Raw genomic sequence first — 18,658 nt, forward strand, 5'->3', positions numbered from 1 at the left:
ATTTTGCGACCGCAGTCTTGGGAAATCCCTGTTAGTTTAATAATGGCTCTCACCACTCCTCTCCCAATCCTTGCCTAAATCCTAGTCTCTATCACTGTTTCGACTACTTTTGCCTAATGGATAGCTTTTTTAAGGGGGATAATGGGGGATCTCCGAGTTTGAAGACACGCCCTAGCCCCCCAACTTTGGGGGGAAAAAGAGTCAATTTTATTCTAAAAGTCCCCCAAAATTGGGGGATTTAGGGGGCTTGGATGTAGCAAATGAGACTTCTCAGACAAACTCTTATAAATCAGGAAAAAAGCCAATTAAAAAATTAATTGATGAATGAAAATCACTTTTACCGAAGCACTTGCGCGATCGCGCAAGTGCTGCTGCAAGTAGATCAGCTCCGCTGGTGTCGCAGGTGATCGCATTTTGGTATTCATCCGTAAATCTTGAGGGCGTTAGAATCAAAGAGGTCTGTGCTACAATAAAGCCAATGCCTGCTAAAGATATTTACCATAATGCTGTTAGATTTGCATTAGTCAAAGATGGCTGGAAGATTTTAACAGAAGATTATACTTTGGAGTATGGTGGCGATCGCTTATACGTGGATATTGCCGCAGAAAAATCGATCGCAGCAGAAAAGCAGGGGCGAAAAATTCTTGTGGAGGTCAAGAGTTTCTTGGGTCGCTCGTTTGTAAATGACCTAGAACAAGCTGTGGGTCAGTATATCGTTTATAGGGATATTTTAGTAGAAAAAGAATTAGATTTTAAACTGTATTTGGCCATCACAAAAGGAACTTACAAAAATTATTTTAAACGTCAGTTAACTCAGATGATTATTAATCGCAATCAGGTTAATGTGTTGGTCGTTGATTCAGAAAGTGAGGTGATTGAGGAATGGATAGATTAAAGCGTTATCGGGAAATTGTTCAGGAAGTTTTAAGAGAATATCATCAGCTCAATGAAAAATCTGGTTCTACAATTGAAAGTGCTTTAGCTTTTGATGAGGTACAGGATCAGTACCTTTTGCTGCTGATGGGTTGGCACAAAGATGAACGGATTAAGAGTGTGATGATTCATATCCGTTTGAAGGATGACAAGCTTTGGATTGAGGAAGATTGGACAGAGGATGGGGTGGCGACAGATTTGTTACAGAAAGGGATACTACGAGAGGAGATTGTTTTGGCATTTCATCCACCTCATGTTAGACAATATACTGAATTTGGGGCGTTGCTGAATTAAGGAATGAATGCGCGATCATATGGTTTTGTTAAAGCCCCCTAAATCCCCCAAATTTGGGGGACGCAAGAAAATTTTGTTCCCCCCAGAATTGGGGGGCTAGGGGGGCGAAACCATACCCAGAATCAGCAACGCCGAATTTGCAATTGCTTAGCGTTGCACTTTGTTTGGTGAGGGATAGGTAGGTGCGCTCTTACCATTAAGAATTAAATTCGCCACGGGTCGCACCTGAAGTTGTGGAAATGGTTAAGGGATTGCAGGAGTCGCTTAAGGTTAACTCTTTGTCTAAAGGGAAATTTTCAGTATGATTACTCATAACAATTTACAATTCATAAAGTCAGATCAGGTTTTGGTTTCAAGGAAAGCATCTGTTGCTTGATTTGGTATAAGTGATATAATATATGTACGTAAATCTGTACATAAACTGATGTTTGATTACGAGATTACATCTCCAAATGATGCTAAAAATAACTTCTTTAAGTTGTTGGATATAGTTGCACAAAATAATCAGGTATATATCATCAATCGTCGGGATGGTGAGAATGTTGCTTTGATTACAGAATCGGATTTGAGGAGTTTAGTAGAGACGGTTTATCTCTTAAGAAACTCTACTAATGCAATTCGCCTGTTGGATGCCATTGAGGAGTCTAAGACTGGAAAAATAAAACCTCAAACCATTGAAGAACTTTACTCTGAGTTGGGAATTGAGCAAGAAGAAGAAGAAAAAGGCTGAATCCGATCAAGTAAAGCCAGTTGTGGTAAATCGCAGTCCTGGTTTTAGCTCTAGGTTTAAGGAAGATTTGGCTTGGTGGTTCAAGCATGATTTTAAAGTGGCGTCGAAAATTTTGGATTTGGTTACTGCTGTAATGAACAATCCATTTGAGGGCATTGGTAAACCAGAACGGTTAAAGTATATGGATGCAGATATTTGGTCACGGCGCATTGATTTAGAGCATCGGCTGGTTGATCGGGTGGGAAGTAGTCAGATTGATTTTCTGGCTTGTCGGTATCATTATGAGTGATGTTTTGTTGGGTCTTATTTTTTACTAAGCTACTCCGTAGCCTGTGTAAGGACGTTTATAACTGGGATTGTTCATGGTTCAATGCGCCATGGTAAAGTCTGGATTCACTACGACGGTATTGAAGATGGAATCACGGATAAACTGGTTGCTTCAGGAGTACCGAAAGATAGGATTGTTCTTGCTTTTCATCCCCCCGAGATTCGTGAACATACTGGGTATGCGGTTGCATAGCGTTTGCTTTGGTGGGTTACACTGTTTAAGGGCGCACCCTTGTATATTAGAAGAAGTAGTATACCGTAAAACACCGCAATATTTGAAATATTTTAAAATAAATTCTATGACAGTCAATTTACCTATCAAACTAGAAAATCTACCTAGAAGTTTACCTCTCGATGGTGCTGTCCGGATCGATTTAGTGGAAGGGGTGCCAATTTTTCGTGCTTCTAGTTTTGTGATTGAACGAATTGAAGTACTCCTCGGCAAACAAAAAGAAACTACACTCACGGAGGAGGAAGAAAAAGAATTGGATGGATATGAAGAACTAGATGATTATTTAAGTTTGGTTAATCGTCTGATTCGTAATAATTCGATAATTTACAGTTGATTTTTGTATTTTTGAATCGAAAACGAATTATTAATATTCGCGCTGCTGACAAATAAGTTGGACGACATCCACCATAAAATGACCCTATTCAAAGTTAAAAATTGTGGGTACATAGCATAATTTTATTTTTGATAATAATTCGGCAATTCAGAGTTAATTTTTGTATTAAAATATCTCACTAACTGTGTTGCTTTGTTAGTTGTTGAGTGGAGTAATCGATTGAACTAGAAACTACTTTCGTAGACGTACACTTTCGTAGTAAGGGGAGCGTTAGGATAAAGCTTAAGCCCTACGTAGTCAAATTTTTTCTTTTCGGAAAGTTCCAAAAGGAATTGAGTTTGTTCGCGGGCTTTTTGAGAGCATCTCGTTTGCTTCATTAAATTTCCCACTGTATTAAAATCCACTCCCCCTACATCTAATTTTGCACCTGGTATGAGGTGCCCGTCCCCAAAAGTTAGTGAAAAGAATAGGGGGCGATCGCTTAAAGCATCCTGGTGAGGTACAAGAGTTTGCCAGGAGTCATCAGTCAAACCTACAAGTTGACCTGCTATACGAACTCGTTTCCAGGCATAGCCGTCCTCCCGTTGGCTAAAGTAGATTTTTTGAAGACTTTGACCGTTAGGGCATTCGGCAGCAGCGAGGAAATGAACGGAGTGCTTTTGTAATACCTGAGCGCAATCTTCTATTAAGCTGAGTTCTTTAATATCAACACCAGTATCGGCTAACCAAGCTCGCGCAACCTCCAATGAGGAACGTCGGCGAAAATAATAGGAAAACTCTACAAGTCCTTCTGAGCCAATTTCAACTTTAAAGAAGAGATTGCGATACTCCAAAAATTGGGCACGAACTAGGAAACGCCGTAATCTTTCTTCATCAATGCCGTGGGTTTCCATGTAATGTGCTACGCGGAAGGCAAAATCTTTGCCATTGCCACAAGTCATCACGCCCATATTTTCTCCCGTGTTATTCAGGGATAGTTCCTGGTAGGTATTAAGTTCATCTGAGAAAGTAGAGACATAAGGGGTTATTTGATACCAGGAGAGGTCGAGGCTGCCTAGAAGTATACCGAGGCGGGCGGCACCACGGAAAAGGTTACTGCATGAATTTGAAGTAGTTTCATACATAATGCATATGTTCTATTATTATAAAAGGAAACTTTTAACGTATCAAGGTAAAAGCAATCACTAAATTGGACCGTCAATTAGTCAATAAAAGTAAACAACTGTCCTGGCTGTTACGTCATGGTGCCCACGAGCAAAGATTGGCGATGGACGAGGCTGGGTGGATGGATGTGGACGAACTCCTAGCTTTTCTTAATATATCCCGAACTGAACTAGAACTTATTGTGAATACAAACAACAAAGCTAGATTTCAGTTGGTTGACCAACGCGTTCGCGCTTGTCAGGGACATTCAGTTGAAAATCATGCAGTGACTCGCAAGGCTCTTGAGGCTTCATGGTCAGAATATGTTGGTAACGCGTCCATCTGGCATGGAACCACAGCAGATGCAGTTGAGAATATTGCCCATCAAGGAATTTTACCTATTACACGAACTCATGTTCATTGTGCATCTGCCTGGGACAGTATTGTCGGAAAACGTGCTAACGTAGCGGTAATGCTTGAAATTTCACCAGCAAAAATTCGCAAAGCTGGTTTCAATATATTTTTTGCTCCCAATGGAGTCGTACTGGTTAGGCACATACCTCCAGATGCAATTATTAGTCTGGTAGCGCTAACCAAACGCGCAAAGAAGCGAGAAACCGAATTACGAGGATACCTGGGGCTTTAATCCTTCAACTCGTTAGGTCTTTCAAGCTGGTAACTTAATCCATCAGCTATTTTAATCATTACTTGGAACACTAAACCAATGGAGGTTGGAAAACCTAGCACTGTTAACTTGTGGATGTAGATAAAGTAGCCCAACGCTCAATGTCCTCACGAGTCAGCTTCGGTTCAACGATGATGAACTTTCTTTCACTATCTTTGAAATAGGTCTTACCCGTAGGTTCAAGGAGACTCCTTGCTAGAATAGCCTCAATAATGGCATCCTTGGGATCATTTGACTGACCCATTTCTCCACGGAGGATACTACACATTTGTTCTCGTTGCTCTGGTGCTTTGGGAGGATATTCTGCATCTACATATGTACTTGTTGATGTGTGGTACGAGTGATGTGCTCTAGCGACAAAGTCCGTTCCCACTTCAATAGGTTGCTCGACTTTAACGAGATCGGCTAACACGGGACGATTCTCAACCCACTGATTTACAGCTTGAATAAGGTCGGCAAATGGCTTGACATAAGTAGCTGGGAGATCGCTGTCGAAGTGACGAACCATTACTCTAGCTCTTCCTGGCGTAAATGGAACAAAGTAGAGAGTCCCGAGTTGACTTCCGAGAAACCTCTTCAGTCCAAGTTCAGTTTGTATATTGCTAAATTTACGCATAACTACTATTGCATATCGATGATGACAAACTTTTGCTTATTTGGCGACCAGTGAATATTATCTGATGGAGGTTGACGAAGAAGCTTGCCCCTTAAGTTTTGGAGGAACTCATTTTCAGTGCCTTCAAGTGCTTCAATGGCTGCCTGAAGTTTAGATGATATATCTGTATCATCCATCGCCCTTGGTAGTGGGATCGTATCTATGTCAAAGTCTCGAATGATCCAGTCCCTTCCTTGCTCATAAATCTTCACAACTTCAAAATCTTCCTTAAGTTTAGGATGGGCTTCAACAGCTTCTTGAATGCCCTTGAGAAGACGGATGGATTCACCCATATCTCCCAACCTCTTCTGGAACCAGCGCTTGAGAGCTAGCTCTGGATGATTTTCGGATAAGAAAAGTTGTCCTTCTCCACCACGAAATCCATCAGGAAGTTCAATGTTTTTGTCACCACGGAACTCAAGAAGCCTTTCCTTAAACTTATCATGAAGGCTAGGTTCAAAGCTCTTCCAAGACGGTGGAAAATCTTTCTTGGCAAGTTCAGTCTCATCCCTGCCTCCTGATATCCTCCTACCCTCAAAAAATATGTTTGCACGCTCTAAGTCGTAAGTTCCATCCTGGTTTTTATAAGCATTCTCCATTCCTTGGAATTCCTTCTGAGAACGAAGCCTTATCTGCTGCATAAAGCCTTCTTTGGCATCGTCAGAGAGACGGCGGGAAAGGTCTTTGAGTTCAGCCGAGAGATCGCGAAACAGCTCGGCATGATCTTCTAAACGATAAAGGGCTTTTCTAAATTGTGCAGGGTCAGAAATCTCTGCAATTTCATCTAATTTAGTTTTGATCCAATTGTTTTGATCTATCTCACCAGAAAATTTATCCGCAAATTCGGTAACATCCTGACAATATGGAGAACATAGATAGCTGCGCCCATTTTTAGTATACTTCAGTTTGTGTCTGCCGGGTAAATCTATAACCCCCTCAAGCTCACCCAAATTTTCTTCTGGCTTAATAGTAGCAGTATTAGCGGTTGGCTGTTCTAAATTAGTTGTAGATTTTTCTGCTCTAGTGCTTGGTTCTTCAGTCCTGATAGTTGATTCTGTTGTTAGAGCAGATGGCTCATCAACTCTGGCAGTTGGTTCTTCAGCGTTGATCGTCGGTTCATCAAGTGCTTTTCCCCGCAATCTTGGTCCAAAAACTTCCCCAATACTCTTGAAACCTGCCCCAGCAAAACCACCAGCAAGCCCACTCATGGCAGCATTAGTTGCCACTGACTCACCCATGTTGGAGAAGAAATCTTCAATTTCACCAGACCAAGTTTCTTCTCGCGCCATTCCTTGAATGATACCTTCTCCAATTCCACCAACTGTAGCATCTATGCTGCCTTCTAAGCCCGCCTGTAGAATCCGATTCCCCGCTTGACCAAAAACCCTCTGCACCGATGGGCCAACTGATTGAGCGAGGGCTGTTTTACCAACTCCTTGCATAACCTGACTTGCGAGTTGACCACCCACCATTGTAAGACCTATCTCTACCCCAGCCGAAACTGCATCAACAAGTGCTTGGCTACTCGTAACATCGTATCCTTCACCTTGAATAGCACGATTTAGACCAACTTTGAGAGCCGCAGCTAAAACCATTGCTTCTGCAGCAACTGCAATATTACCCCCCAAAGTGGCTGCTAGTCCAGCAACAAATGGTCCTGCTGCTCCGGCAGTTAAGATAGTAGCAGCAATACCCACAATAGCAACAGCAATCGTTGTTGCCCACTGGGAAACCGTAGCCGCAGTTTCCCGATATTCAGCCGTCATACGTTGTGAATACGCTTCATCCCGTCGAAGAAGCCCTTGCTCTTCTTCGGTAAGTTCCCCATCTTCTAGTGCCTGATTATAAGTTGCTTGATATTCTCGCCAAGCATCATCAGCTTGTTCACCACTGGAAGACAAAGAATCCATGATGCTGGCGCTGATACCACTCCGTTCGCGTTCGAGCATTTCTTTGGCGCGAGCTAAACGTTCTTCCTCTGTTTGAGGTTCACCCCGAATTAAATCAAGCGCTTGCCAGTAGTCTCGCGTACTAAGTTCGTCCTGCAAGATAGCATCTACTTCACTGTTGATTTCACCATTGCTATACCACTGGGAACCATATTGTCTGCATAGTTGAAAAACTAAATCTTCATCAGTTCCAGCCATCGCCGTAGCCCAATCCAACCGCATTCTTGCTGTGAATTGACCTGTTTGCAGTGCTTCAAGAAATACTTGATACTGAGTGTCAGACATATCATCTTGAATTTGCGATCGCAGTTGAGCATCTGCCAAAATCTCGGATGCTACTCCTTCCCGCAAAATACGGTCAATGGCATTGTAAAGTAAGCTTTCGTCTGTGCCCCAACCCTCTACTGCCTGTCGAATTGCTGTCGCTGCCGAGCCAGCACCACCTACCAAAATCTGCATAACTCGTTCATAATCGCTTTCGGACAAATCATCCCGAAGTATATTTAATACTCCCTCTGGATTGCGTTCTCGGATAAATTGTCGCTCTGCCTCTGTCAGCGAATTTAGAGTCTGCCATATTGCCTCATCATCTGTACCCAAACCTGCGGAGGCAGCCTTAAGCCGACCTACTGCTGACTGACTTTGACCTTCACCTGCAAATAAGGCCGACTGACCTTCATCTTCGAGAACATCTTCACCTAGGGATGTACTTTGTTTTCGAAGGTAAGCTTCTTGGTACTCTGGATCAAATGACAATCGCTTTTGGTGTAGAATTTCTTGGGCTTCTACCAGGTCATCTCCCGAAAGCTCAGATTCGAGCAGTTGGTCTACATTACTTGGTAAATGAGGAAATTCTTGTTCTTTTAAACCAGAAAGAGCGGCTTTGAGAGCAGTTTCATCAGTGCCCCAGCCAGCCGCCGCCATTTGAATTCGATCTACATTAGTTAATGTGCCCCTTAAACTGCGTTCGCAGCGAATCCAATCTGCTTCAGAAAGATCCTCCCGTAGATCCTTCATTAGTTTGGGTTGGGACAAAATAAAATTACGTTCTTCTTGAGTTGCTCCTTCAATCGCATGCCAAATTTCTGCTTCGTCAGTTCCCCAACTCGCTACTGCCCGTCTCAAGCGCCCTGCTAAAGTCCTTTGATCACTTAGATACGCGTTTACAAGACTTAGGTCTTCACCACTCAAATCATCTCGTAAGTGTGCTAATAATCTTCGGTCATTTCGTAGTTCATTTAATTCTTCTTCGCTAGCACGCTCTAGGGCATTAAATATTTTTTCTTCGTCTGTACCCCATCCATCAACAGATTCTCTAATTTTATCTCGCAGCGTCAGTTCACCATGTCCCAAAATTTGTAACGCTCTGCGTAAATCATCCCCAGATAGTTCATCATGTAACGCTACTTCCAGATTAGGACGGTAGCGTGCATTGTAAGCTCTTTCAATTGCTTGAGTTAAATGACGACTTCCCGTCCAAAGAGCATCCAAGACTTTTCGTTCATCTGTGCCCCACCCGTCAAACGCTTCATGGAGTTCTTGAGCTTTTTGGTCTGGATCGAAACCTGGAGGAAATTGTGGACTAGTTTCATCTGTATCTTCACTACTTTCATCTTGACGTTGTAATAGCGGTTGAAGATTAACGCCAGCCGTCTGCTGGATCGTATGGGTCAACTCATGGGCTGTCAAACTATTCTTACCAGGAGACTTCCCCGCACCATAGAAAATATCCCTACCATGGGTAAAGGCTTGGGCTCCCAACTCTTTATTCATCTGTACGGCACTAGAGTCTGTATGCACCCGCACGCTACTAAAGTCAGCCCCAAATCTGGGTTCCATGAAAGCACGGGTAGAGTCTGGCAGAGGTTGACCGGTACCCTGTCGGGATTGGATTTTGGTTTCTAAATGAGGGGATACTTGTGGGGTTTGACCAGGATTTGCTTTGGTTTGTATTTCCTCTTCGTCGGATTGTAACTGTAGGGCTATGGGCTTAGTTTGTATTTCTTCTTCGTCGGATTGTAACTGTAGGGCTATGGGCTTAGTTTGTATTTCTTCTTCGTCGGATTGTAACTGTAGCGCTATCTGCTTAGTTTGAATGTCCTCTTCCTCAGTTTGATTTTGCACTGGTGGTGCTGACATCCGCATGACTTGGGCTGCAACACTGTCTGCTTCCTTTTCGTAGACATCATTTGGTTCCCCTACTTGCATTTTGGTCTGGATCAGACGATTGACGGCTTGGTTACCGATGATGCTTTGCAGTTTCAGGAGGGGGTGAACCGGACTATGGGTACCCAAGGGGGTTGGCTTGGCTTGAACGGTTTTTCCCTTTGGGGTTGTTTGGTTGTTTTTGGTTTGGCTTGCCCGTTGATAGCCCATGAGGTTCACCTTTCAGTTAGTTGTTCAGAAGTAATTTTTGAACTAATCTTTTAGCTCCCCCCTAGCCCCCTTATCAAGGAGGGAAAGCAAAAATCAGTGTTTTCTTACCTCCCCCTTATTAAGGGGGATTGAGGGGGATCTAGTCTTAACTATTGACTTTTGTGTTCCAAAGTTTGTACCTTCTCCATTAGCAAGGAAATCGTGTTATTTTGCTCCTTCACCACTTTAGTTAAAACCGCCACAATATCCATCGGACTGAGGGTTTTGCGATCGCTACTTGCTACTAAATCCGGCACATCTTCGGCAATAAATCCAATGTGGGTTTCTTTTTGGTGATCTTCTTTGTAGCGGAATTGGACGGGATTGAGTCCTTCCAGGGTTTCTATGGCATCTTCTATTGCCAGGGTATTAATATTTTCTTTGAGCTGTCGTGAGGATCTTTGTTGGAGATTGTTAGCTCTTATAAACTCCTTAGCAGTTATATTACCTGTTACATGCACTCTACCATTGAAGTAGCCAGCATAATTGTTGCCAGCACCTATGGCACTACCGTAAACACCAAAGGAGGTACTTCCTTCACTACCTGTTACTTCACTGTAAACTCCGTAGACAGTAAATGCCCCACTATTGATAGCAGTGAAATAGCCACCATATCCAGATTTTAACAAAAGTGGCTTTGAAGGTATGTCTCCTTCAATGGTATCAATGGTATCAATAGGTTGAACAGTACCCCCTTTAATGGTATCAACTGCCTCTACAGAGATCTCAGTTCGCTCTTCGAGAAAATCCCCAGATTTCACAGACTCAGGACTGTTTTCCGGAGTAATGCCTCCTAAAATTGAAATATTCTCTTTAAGAATATCATCTGTGGTATCTTTAGGCTCATCTTTAACTATAATTTCGTCGTCTGGATGTTTTTCATCTTTTACAACGATAGACGTTAGAAAACCCTGGAAATGACCCCTAACACCGTAGCAGCGCGGAATATTATTTACTTTTTCTGTTATGGCGAAGCTGGCACCGGATACTCCTCTTTCTTGGGAGTCATTAGTTCTAGGGAGAAGGTAATTACCAACCAAAACACCGCCATTGTAGCGAATATGGTTACCGGATAAGGTCTGCCACTTTCCGTCGCCACTAATACCAGTTAAACCAGAACCATCCCCTTCAAACTTAGTAGCTTTTACAGTTCCAGATACCTCTAATTTGCTATTCCTAATGGTGATATTACCATTGCGATAGAAAATTATGCCTTTGTTCCAATCCCACTCCCCGTCAGGTTTATCACAAGTGAAGTGGAGTAAATCTCCATTTTTAAAAGTTCTTGAATGAAAAATAAACTTCTGGTTATTGGCATCTTTGCCAAGAACTAAGTCACCGACAATATGCTGTGTGCTCTTAGGGGTTTTGGTACCAATGCCGACATTGCCAGCATTATAGTAAATACTGTTACTATCACCATCAGACCACTTGGTTTCACCACCAGCGCTAATCCCAGTTAAACCAGAACCATCTCCTTCAAACTTAGTGGCTTTAACAGCTCCATCCACCTCTAATTTTTCAATAGGATTATTTGTCCCAATGCCGACATTGCCAGCATTATAGTAAATCTTGTTACTACCACCATCAGACCACTTTCCAGCACTAATACCAGTTAAAGCCGAACCATCCCCTTCAAAGTTAGTGGCCTTGACAGTTCCAGCCACCTCTAATTTTTCACTAGGATTGGTTGTCCCAATACCGACATTACCATCCACTGTCAGAGCACCAGTGGTATGTAAAGCATCATCCACCCTCAGTGCCCCAGATGAATGCCCTGAGCGAATTACCCCTGTAACTTTGACTTCATCATTATCCGCATCCCCCAAGGACACATTCCCTTTTACTTCCAGCAAACCATTCACTGTCAGGGAACCATCGATGATTGAGTCTCCTGTCAGGTTTAAGTTGGTGGCCTTAACAGTTCCAGCCACCTCTAATTTTTCACTAGGATTATTTGTGCCAATACCGACATTGCCGTTTGGCTGTAACCTCATTATTTCTTGACCATCTGCAGCACCACCGCTCGCCGCAAAAATGAATCTGAATGCATCATTGGTATTATCTCCCCATGCCAGTACAGAATCTTTGCGATCTGCCCCTTGATCTTTCAATCCTAGAAATAGATGGTCAGTATCCCAAGCAACTTGTAGTCCTCTTGTCATCCAGGGGCGGGGGGCACTAATACCTCCTACTCCAACTTGCAAAAGGGATTGTGGATTAGTTGTCCCAATACCCACATTGCCATTGGGGTCAATCGTCATACGGTGTTGATAGTTAGTAGCAAAGGTTAATGGGTGGTTCGATTCCGTTCCAATTACGCCTCTGGCTCCATTCCAATCATCATGACTAAAAACACTGGTTACTACCCCACCACCAGACCTGACATTTAACCGAGCATGCTGTGAACCTAAAATGTCTAAAACTTTGTGCCAACCCTGAGGATTATGAATAGAGGTTGTGCCAATGCCTACATTGCCATCCACTGTCAGGGAACCAAAAGCCGAATCATCCCCCTCAAACCTAGTGGCTTTGACAGTTCCAGCCACCTCTAATTTTTGACTAGGATTGGTTGTCCCAATGCCTACATTGCCGTTTCCTTTAATAACAAGGGCAGTTTCTTCAACTCCATCGTTACCCGTATTAACAAAAGCAATTCCTCCATCAGGGTTAGGGTTATTCCCATCGGTTTTTTCAATCACTAAAGCATCTTGACTAGTCCCAAAGAAATTGTTGTCGTACCTGAGTCGAAAACCATCTCCAGTAGGTGTACCGGATTCATTAGTACTATGAAAAATCTGAGTTCCTGTAGTCGCTAATTTTAAAGCACCAGATACTTCTAAAGTGCTAGCCAGCACACCACCCACAGTTAAGTTATTTTCTATGGTAAGGGAACCTGTTACCCGATCGGTCACACTTAATTGAGCAGTAGCGATCGCATTACCAACACTGAGATTCCCATCCACTGTCAGAGGACCAGTGGTATGTAACGCATCATCCACCCTCAGCGCCCCAGATGAATGCCCTGAGCGAATTACCCCTGCAATTGTCACTTCATCATTATCCGCATCCCCCAAGGAGACATTCCCTTTTACTTCCAGCAAACCATTCACTGTCAGGGAACCATCGATGGTTGAATTTCCTGCCCCCTGAAATTTAGTGGCTTTGACAGTTCCAGCCACCTCTAATTTTTCACTAGGATTATTTGTGCCAATGCCGACATTGCCGTTTGGCTGTAACCTCATTATTTCTTGACCATCTGCAGCACCACCGCTCGCCGCAAAAATGAATCTGAATACATCATTGGTATTATCTCCCCATGCCAGTACAGAATCTTTGCGATCTGCCCCTTCATCTTTCAATCCTAGAAATACATTGTCACTATCCCAAGCAACTTGTAGTCCTGTTGTCATCCAGGGGCGATTACCACCTCCTAATCCATCTCCAACTTGCAAAAGGGATTGTGGATTAGTTGTCCCAATACCCACATTGCCATTGGGGTCAATCGTCATACGGTGTTGATAGTTAGTAGCAAAGGTCAATGGGTGGTTCGATTCCGTTCCAATTACGCCTCTGGCTCCATTCCAACTATCATGACTAAAAACACTGGTTACTACCCCACCACCAGACCTGACATTTAACCGAGCATGCTGTGAACCTAAGATGTCTAAAACTTTGTTCCAATCCTGAGGATTATGAATAGAGGTTGTGCCAATGCCTACATTGCCATCCACTGTCAGAGCACCAGTGGTATGTAACGCATCATCCACCCTCAGCGCCCCAGATGAATGCTCTGAGCGAATTACCCCTGCAATTATCACTTGATCATTATCACCATTCCCCAAGGACACATTCCCAGGCATATGCTCGGTATCACGGGCAATCACATCCCCCTGTACTTCCAGGTTTCCAGCAACGGTTAGGGAACCATCGATGGTTGAGTCTCCTGTCAGGTTTAAGTTGGTGGCCTTAACAGTTCCAGCCACCTCTATTTTTTCACTAGGATTATTTGTCCCAATACCTACATTGCCATTTCCTTTAATAACAAGGGCAGTTTCTACAACTCCATCGTCACCCGTATTAACAAAAGCAATCCCTCCATCAGGATTAGGGTGATTAAGATCTCTTTGTTCAATCACTAAAGCATCTTGATTAGCCCCAAAGAAATTGTAGTCGTATCTGACTCGAAAAGCATCTGCAGTAGATAACTTAGCACCAGCAAGCTTGCGTACATAATTATCCACTGCACTAATCTTACCGTCGTTGTCTAGGGTCACCCGTGCCAACAGAATCACATTATCCTCGGGAGGAGGACTATCAGCATTTTTTAAATCTACATTACCGTCTTGGAGATTGTCTTGACTTGTGTTACTCCCGTAAATGACAAACTTGGGACGTTCAGTGGTGCGAGTGTATTTGATTTCGCTACCTACTCGGTAACCCTTGTCCTTAATTTCCCGATACATGACGGTAATTTCAATAGTTGCCTTGAGTGGTAATCCATCTAAGTTAATCGTGTTAATCGTGTCCGGTACTGTACAATTGGGTAAAACAATAATTTCTTGACCATCTTTATCAATGGCCATACCCTTACTAACCGCAATTTTTTTATCCCCGGCTCTGGTTACTTCTAATCCTTCCACCACACCCCATTCATGGAGTAAACGATTGTGACGCAGGCGCATGTCACGATGGTAGGCTTGCTCATCCTTAAAATCTTCTTCTACTAGAAACTGGGAAGTAAAGTAATTGGGACGTTGAATATTTTTCATTATGGTTATTATAGTACTTTGAAATTGGGTCTGGGAAAAATTATTGGTTTTAGGGAGCAGGGAATAGGGAGCAGGGAGCAGGGAATAGGGAATAGGGAATAGGGAACAGGGAATAGGGAGCAGGGAGCAGGGAGCAGGGGAAAGAGGCAGTATTCATAAATTTTTGTTAGTTAAATAGCCTCATTTTCCTTATAAATTAAGCTTTCTGAGTGTTTTAACTGGAAATGAGCGGATAGCAGGTACTGAAGAAGGCTAAAAAGCGCTAGATTGAGTTTTATGTTCCAAAGTTTGTACCTTCTCTATTAGCAAGGAAATCGTGTTGTTTTGCTCCTTCACCACTTTAGTTAAAACCGCCACGATATCCATCGGACTGAGGGTTTTCCGATCATGACTGGCCACTAAATCCGGCACATCTTCCGCAATAAATCCAATGTGGGTTTCTTTTTGGTGATCTTTTTTGTAGCTGAATTGGACCGGATTGAGTCCTTCCAGGGTTTCTATGGCGTCTTCTATGGCCAGGGTATTAATATTCTCTTTCAACTCTCGTGAGGATACTTGCCCAATAGTGCGATATGTTAAATGACCTGTTACATTTGCATTACCCTCGAAGTAGCCAGCATAACTAGTCTTGCCACCGCCTGCACGACCGTAGACACCGTATACAGTTGCACTGCTATTATTCTCAGCACTGGCAATGCCGTAGACACCAAATCGGGTACCACTGGTACCACCCCTTGCTTGTGCATATAAACCATATTTAGTGCCATCGTGATTGTCTTCTACACCGCAACGAACTCCGTAGGCTGTAGTATTCCCTGTATTAAGAGCACTGAAAAAACCACCAAATGGAGTTTTTCCACCCTCTGCACGACCGTAGACACCAAATTGATTACCAGTGGTACCACCCCTTACTTTTCCATACAAACCATACTTAGTGCCATTTTTACTGCCATCTACTTCGCTGTAAACTCCGTAGGCGGTACTATTGTCCGTATTAGTAGCAGTGAAATGGCCACCAAATTGAGTTTGTCCCCCAGAGGCAATACCCCTGACACCAAATCGGGCACCACTGCTACCACCCGTTGCTTGTGCATGCAAACCAAATTTAGTGCCATTGCCATTGCCACCTGCCCTGCTGTGAACTCCGAAGGCGGTAGTATTGCCCGTATTAGTAGCAGTGAAATGGCCACCAAATTGAGTTTGTCCACCCTGTGCATGACCGTAGACACCAAATCGGGCACCACTGCTACCACCCGTTGCTTGTGCATGCAAACCAAATTTAGTGCCATTGCGATTGCCTCCTACAAGGCTTTGAACTCCATAGGCCGTTCTATTGCCCGTATTAGTAGCAATGGCCTTGACGCTTCCAGCCACTTCTAATTTTTGAGTAGGATTATTTGTGCCAATGCCGACATTGCCAGCATTATAGTAAATCCTGTTACTACCACCATCAGACCACTTTGTGCCACCAGCACTAATACCAGTTAAACCAGAACCATCCCCTTCAAACCTAGTGGCTTTAACAGTTCCAGCTACCTCTAATTTCTGCCTAGGATTATTGGTGCCAATACCAACTTTTTTAGAACCAAGACCAACTGATAAAACGGGTTCTCCGCTTCCTTGAAAAACTATTAGATCTCCGTGCTCTCGGTATTCAACTCCCCAGTTTCGATGAGATGGGGAATGAGCAATGATTGGTCGAGATGCATTGTTTCTAGCACTTTGATGGATGTACATCATCGGGGCTGTCCCGTTGGCAAATCCGATTGAGCCGTTAACCGTGAGTTCAGCATAGGTGCTATTTGTCCCAATACCTACATTGCCATGGTTATAGTAAATACTGTTATTACTACCATCAGACCACTTGGTTTCACTGCCAGCCCTAATGCCAGTTAAACCAGAACCATCCCCTACAAACCTAGTGGCTTTAACAGTTCCAGCTACCTCTAATTTTTCCGTAGGATTTGTAATGCCAATACCAACTTTTTTATAACCAAGACCAACTGATAAAACGGGTTCTCCGCTTCCTTGAAAAACCATTATATCTCCGTGCTCTCGGTATTCAACTCCCCAGTTTCGATAACGTGGGGAATGAGCAATGATTGGTCGAGATGCATTGTTTGTACCACTTTGATGGATGTACATCATGGGGGCTGTCCCGTTGGCAAATCCGATTGAGCCGTTAACCGTGAGTTCAGCATAGGTGCTATTTGTACCAATACCTACATTGCCATTGTTATAGTAAATACTGTTATTACTACCATCAGACCACTTGGTTTCAGCGCCAGCCCTAATACCAGTTAAACCAGAACCATCCCCTTCAAACCTAGTGGCTTTAACAGTTCCAGCTACCTCTAATTTCTGCCTAGGATTATTGGTGCCAATACCAACTTTTTTTGAACCAAGACCAACTGATAAAACGGGTTCTCCGCTTCCTTGAAAAACCATTAGATCTCCGTGATCTCGGTATTCAACTCCCCAGTTTCGATGAGATGGGGAATGAGCAATGATTGGTCGAGGTGCATTGTTTGTACCACTTTGATGGATGTACATCATGGGGGCTGTCCCCTTGGCAAATCCGATTGAGCCGTTAACCGTGAGTTCAGCATAGGTGCGATTTGTACAAATACCTACATTGCCATGGTTATAGTAAATACTGTTATTACTACCATCAGACCACTTTGTGCCACCAGCGCTAATACCAGTTAAACCAGAACCATCCCCTTCAAACCTAGTGGCTTTAACAGTTCCATCTACCTCTAATTTTTCCGTAGGATTTGTAATGCCAATACCAACTTTTTTATAACGAAGACCAACTGATAAAACTGGTTGTCCGCTTCCTTGAAAAACCATTATATCTTCCTGATCTCGGTATTCAACTCCCCAGTTTCGATAACGTGGGGAATGAGCAATGATTGGTCGAGGTGCATTGCTTGTACCACTTTGATGGATGTACATCATGGGGGCTGTCCCGTTGGCAAATCCGATTGAGCCGTTAAGCGTGAGTTCAGCATAGGTGCTATTTGTACCAATACCTACATTGCCATTGTTATAGTAAATACCGTTACTACCACCATCAGACCACTTTCCAGCACCAATACCAGTTAAACCAGAACCATCCCCTTCAAACCTAGTGGCTTTAACAGTTCCAGCTACCTCTAATTTTTCCGTAGGATTATTTTTGCCAATACCAACATTACCATCCACTGTCAGAGCACCAGTGGTATGTAACCCATCATCCACCGTCAGCGCTCCAGATGAATGCCCTGAGCGAATTACCCCTGTAACTTTCACTTCATGATTATCCGCATCCCCCAAGGACACATCCCCAACAATATGCTCGGTATCACGGGCAATCACATCCCCTTTTACTTCCAGGTTTCCATTCACTGTCAGGTCACCATCAATGGTTGAATTTCCGGTCAGATTTAAGTTTTCGGCGGAAATGGTACCATCTAGCTCTAAGTTATCGAGGTTAGATAACTTAGCACCAGCAAGCTTGCGTACAGAATTATCCACTGCACTAACCTCACCGTTGTTGTCTAGGGTCACCCGTGCCAACAGAATCACATTATCATCGGTAGGGGCAAAACCAGTTTTTACATCTACATTACCGTCTTGGAGATTGTCTTTACTTGTTTTACTCCCGTAAATGACAAACTTGGGACGTTCAGAGGTGCGAGTGTATTTTTTATCATTACCTACCGCTACTTCGTCACCATCATCCTTAATTTCATCATAGATGACGGTAATTTCAATAGTTGTATTGGGTTCTAATACATCTACATCTAAGTTAATCGTGTTAATCGTGTCCGGTACTGTACAATCGGGTAAAAGAATAATTTCTCGACCATATTTATCAATGGCCATGCCCTCACTAACCGCAATTTTTTTCGGCTCGGCTCTGGTTACTTTTAATCCTTCCACCACACCCCATTCATGGAGTAAGCTATTGTGACGCAGGCGCATGTCACGATGGTAGGTTTGCTCATCGTTAAAGTCTTTTTCTAATAGAAACTGGGAAGTAAAGTAATTGGGACGTTGAATATATTTCATAATCATTAAGTAGTCGGAAAAAAGTAAAATTAACTGTTGAAATAGGGAGCAGGGAGCAGGGAGCAGGGAGCAGGGAGCAGAGGGACTTTTGGCAACTTTACACAAGTTACTACAGTCGTCCAGGTATAGCAGT

General features: G+C 43.3%; 11 protein-coding genes and 1 pseudogene. 7 read left to right on the forward strand and 5 right to left on the reverse strand.

Annotation, left to right across the window (positions count from 1 at the left end):
* Positions 1–478: 478 nt before the first annotated feature.
* The 6 genes and pseudogenes from F6K46_RS23410 to F6K46_RS23435 all read left to right on the forward strand — a co-directional run bounded on the left by F6K46_RS23410 (position 479) and on the right by F6K46_RS23435 (position 2,850).
* Positions 479–895, forward strand: a complete 417-nt coding sequence (locus F6K46_RS23410) for a XisH family protein (RefSeq protein ID WP_293061485.1) — start codon at positions 479–481, stop codon at positions 893–895.
* Entirely contained in the window at positions 883–1,227 is a 345-nt protein-coding gene (locus F6K46_RS23415; RefSeq protein ID WP_293061487.1) for a XisI protein, read from the forward strand. The genes F6K46_RS23410 and F6K46_RS23415 overlap by 13 nt, the downstream gene beginning before the upstream one ends.
* Before the next feature lie 424 nt (positions 1,228–1,651).
* Positions 1,652–1,957, forward strand: a complete 306-nt coding sequence (locus tag F6K46_RS23420) for a type II toxin-antitoxin system prevent-host-death family antitoxin (RefSeq protein ID WP_293061489.1) — start codon at positions 1,652–1,654, stop codon at positions 1,955–1,957.
* Complete coding sequence (locus tag F6K46_RS23425) at positions 1,902–2,246, forward strand: Txe/YoeB family addiction module toxin (RefSeq protein ID WP_293061491.1); 345 nt, start codon at positions 1,902–1,904, stop codon at positions 2,244–2,246. The genes F6K46_RS23420 and F6K46_RS23425 overlap by 56 nt, the downstream gene beginning before the upstream one ends.
* 27 nt (positions 2,247–2,273) lie before the next feature.
* A pseudogene (locus F6K46_RS23430) lies at positions 2,274–2,477 on the forward strand (element excision factor XisI family protein); the annotation flags it as partial.
* A gap of 106 nt (positions 2,478–2,583) precedes the next feature.
* Positions 2,584–2,850 carry a hypothetical protein gene (locus F6K46_RS23435; protein WP_293061493.1) on the forward strand — a complete coding sequence of 89 codons (267 nt, stop codon included), beginning with the start codon at positions 2,584–2,586 and terminating at the stop codon, positions 2,848–2,850.
* Between the two features lie 224 nt (positions 2,851–3,074).
* Here F6K46_RS23435 and F6K46_RS23440 read toward each other — a convergent pair whose 3' ends face one another.
* The gene (locus F6K46_RS23440; protein WP_293061495.1) at positions 3,075–3,974 is read right to left on the reverse strand and encodes a hypothetical protein; all 900 of its coding nucleotides are present in this window, start codon (positions 3,972–3,974) and stop codon (positions 3,075–3,077) included.
* 65 nt (positions 3,975–4,039) lie between these two features.
* Here F6K46_RS23440 and F6K46_RS23445 point away from each other — a divergent pair, with 65 nt between their 5' ends.
* The gene (locus tag F6K46_RS23445; RefSeq protein ID WP_293061497.1) at positions 4,040–4,639 is read left to right on the forward strand and encodes a tRNA 2'-phosphotransferase; all 600 of its coding nucleotides are present in this window, start codon (positions 4,040–4,042) and stop codon (positions 4,637–4,639) included.
* 103 nt (positions 4,640–4,742) lie between these two features.
* On the opposite strand, the gene F6K46_RS23450 is transcribed toward F6K46_RS23445, so the two are convergent.
* The 4 genes from F6K46_RS23450 to F6K46_RS23465 form a co-directional block, all read right to left on the reverse strand.
* Positions 4,743–5,090: a hypothetical protein gene (locus F6K46_RS23450; protein WP_293061499.1), complete on the reverse strand. Its 348-nt coding sequence runs from the start codon at positions 5,088–5,090 to the stop codon at positions 4,743–4,745.
* A gap of 209 nt (positions 5,091–5,299) precedes the next feature.
* On the reverse strand, positions 5,300–9,658 hold the full coding sequence (locus F6K46_RS23455) for a DUF4157 domain-containing protein (RefSeq protein ID WP_293061501.1): 4,359 nt from the start codon (positions 9,656–9,658) through the stop codon (positions 5,300–5,302).
* Between the two features lie 149 nt (positions 9,659–9,807).
* Complete coding sequence (locus F6K46_RS23460; RefSeq protein ID WP_293061503.1) at positions 9,808–14,469, reverse strand: tail fiber domain-containing protein; 4,662 nt, start codon at positions 14,467–14,469, stop codon at positions 9,808–9,810.
* Between the two features lie 252 nt (positions 14,470–14,721).
* A complete protein-coding gene (locus F6K46_RS23465; protein WP_293061505.1) occupies positions 14,722–18,630 on the reverse strand; it encodes a tail fiber domain-containing protein in 3,909 nt (1,302 codons plus the stop codon).
* Between the last annotated feature and the right edge of the window lie 28 nt (positions 18,631–18,658).

This window comes from Moorena sp. SIO3E8 (assembly GCF_010692445.1).
Lineage (GTDB): Bacteria > Cyanobacteriota > Cyanobacteriia > Cyanobacteriales > Coleofasciculaceae > Moorena > Moorena bouillonii.

Excerpts from the sequence above, each read along its gene's own strand:
- F6K46_RS23415 (WP_293061487.1), top strand. The coding sequence starts at position 883 with ATGGATAGATTAAAGCGTTATCGGGAAATTGTTCAGGAAGTTTTAAGA.
- F6K46_RS23440 (WP_293061495.1), bottom strand. The coding sequence starts at position 3,974 with ATGTATGAAACTACTTCAAATTCATGCAGTAACCTTTTCCGTGGTGCC.
- F6K46_RS23420 (WP_293061489.1), top strand. The coding sequence starts at position 1,652 with ATGTTTGATTACGAGATTACATCTCCAAATGATGCTAAAAATAACTTC.
- F6K46_RS23435 (WP_293061493.1), top strand. The coding sequence starts at position 2,584 with ATGACAGTCAATTTACCTATCAAACTAGAAAATCTACCTAGAAGTTTA.
- F6K46_RS23460 (WP_293061503.1), bottom strand. The coding sequence starts at position 14,469 with ATGAAAAATATTCAACGTCCCAATTACTTTACTTCCCAGTTTCTAGTA.
- F6K46_RS23410 (WP_293061485.1), top strand. The coding sequence starts at position 479 with ATGCCTGCTAAAGATATTTACCATAATGCTGTTAGATTTGCATTAGTC.
- F6K46_RS23455 (WP_293061501.1), bottom strand. The coding sequence starts at position 9,658 with ATGGGCTATCAACGGGCAAGCCAAACCAAAAACAACCAAACAACCCCA.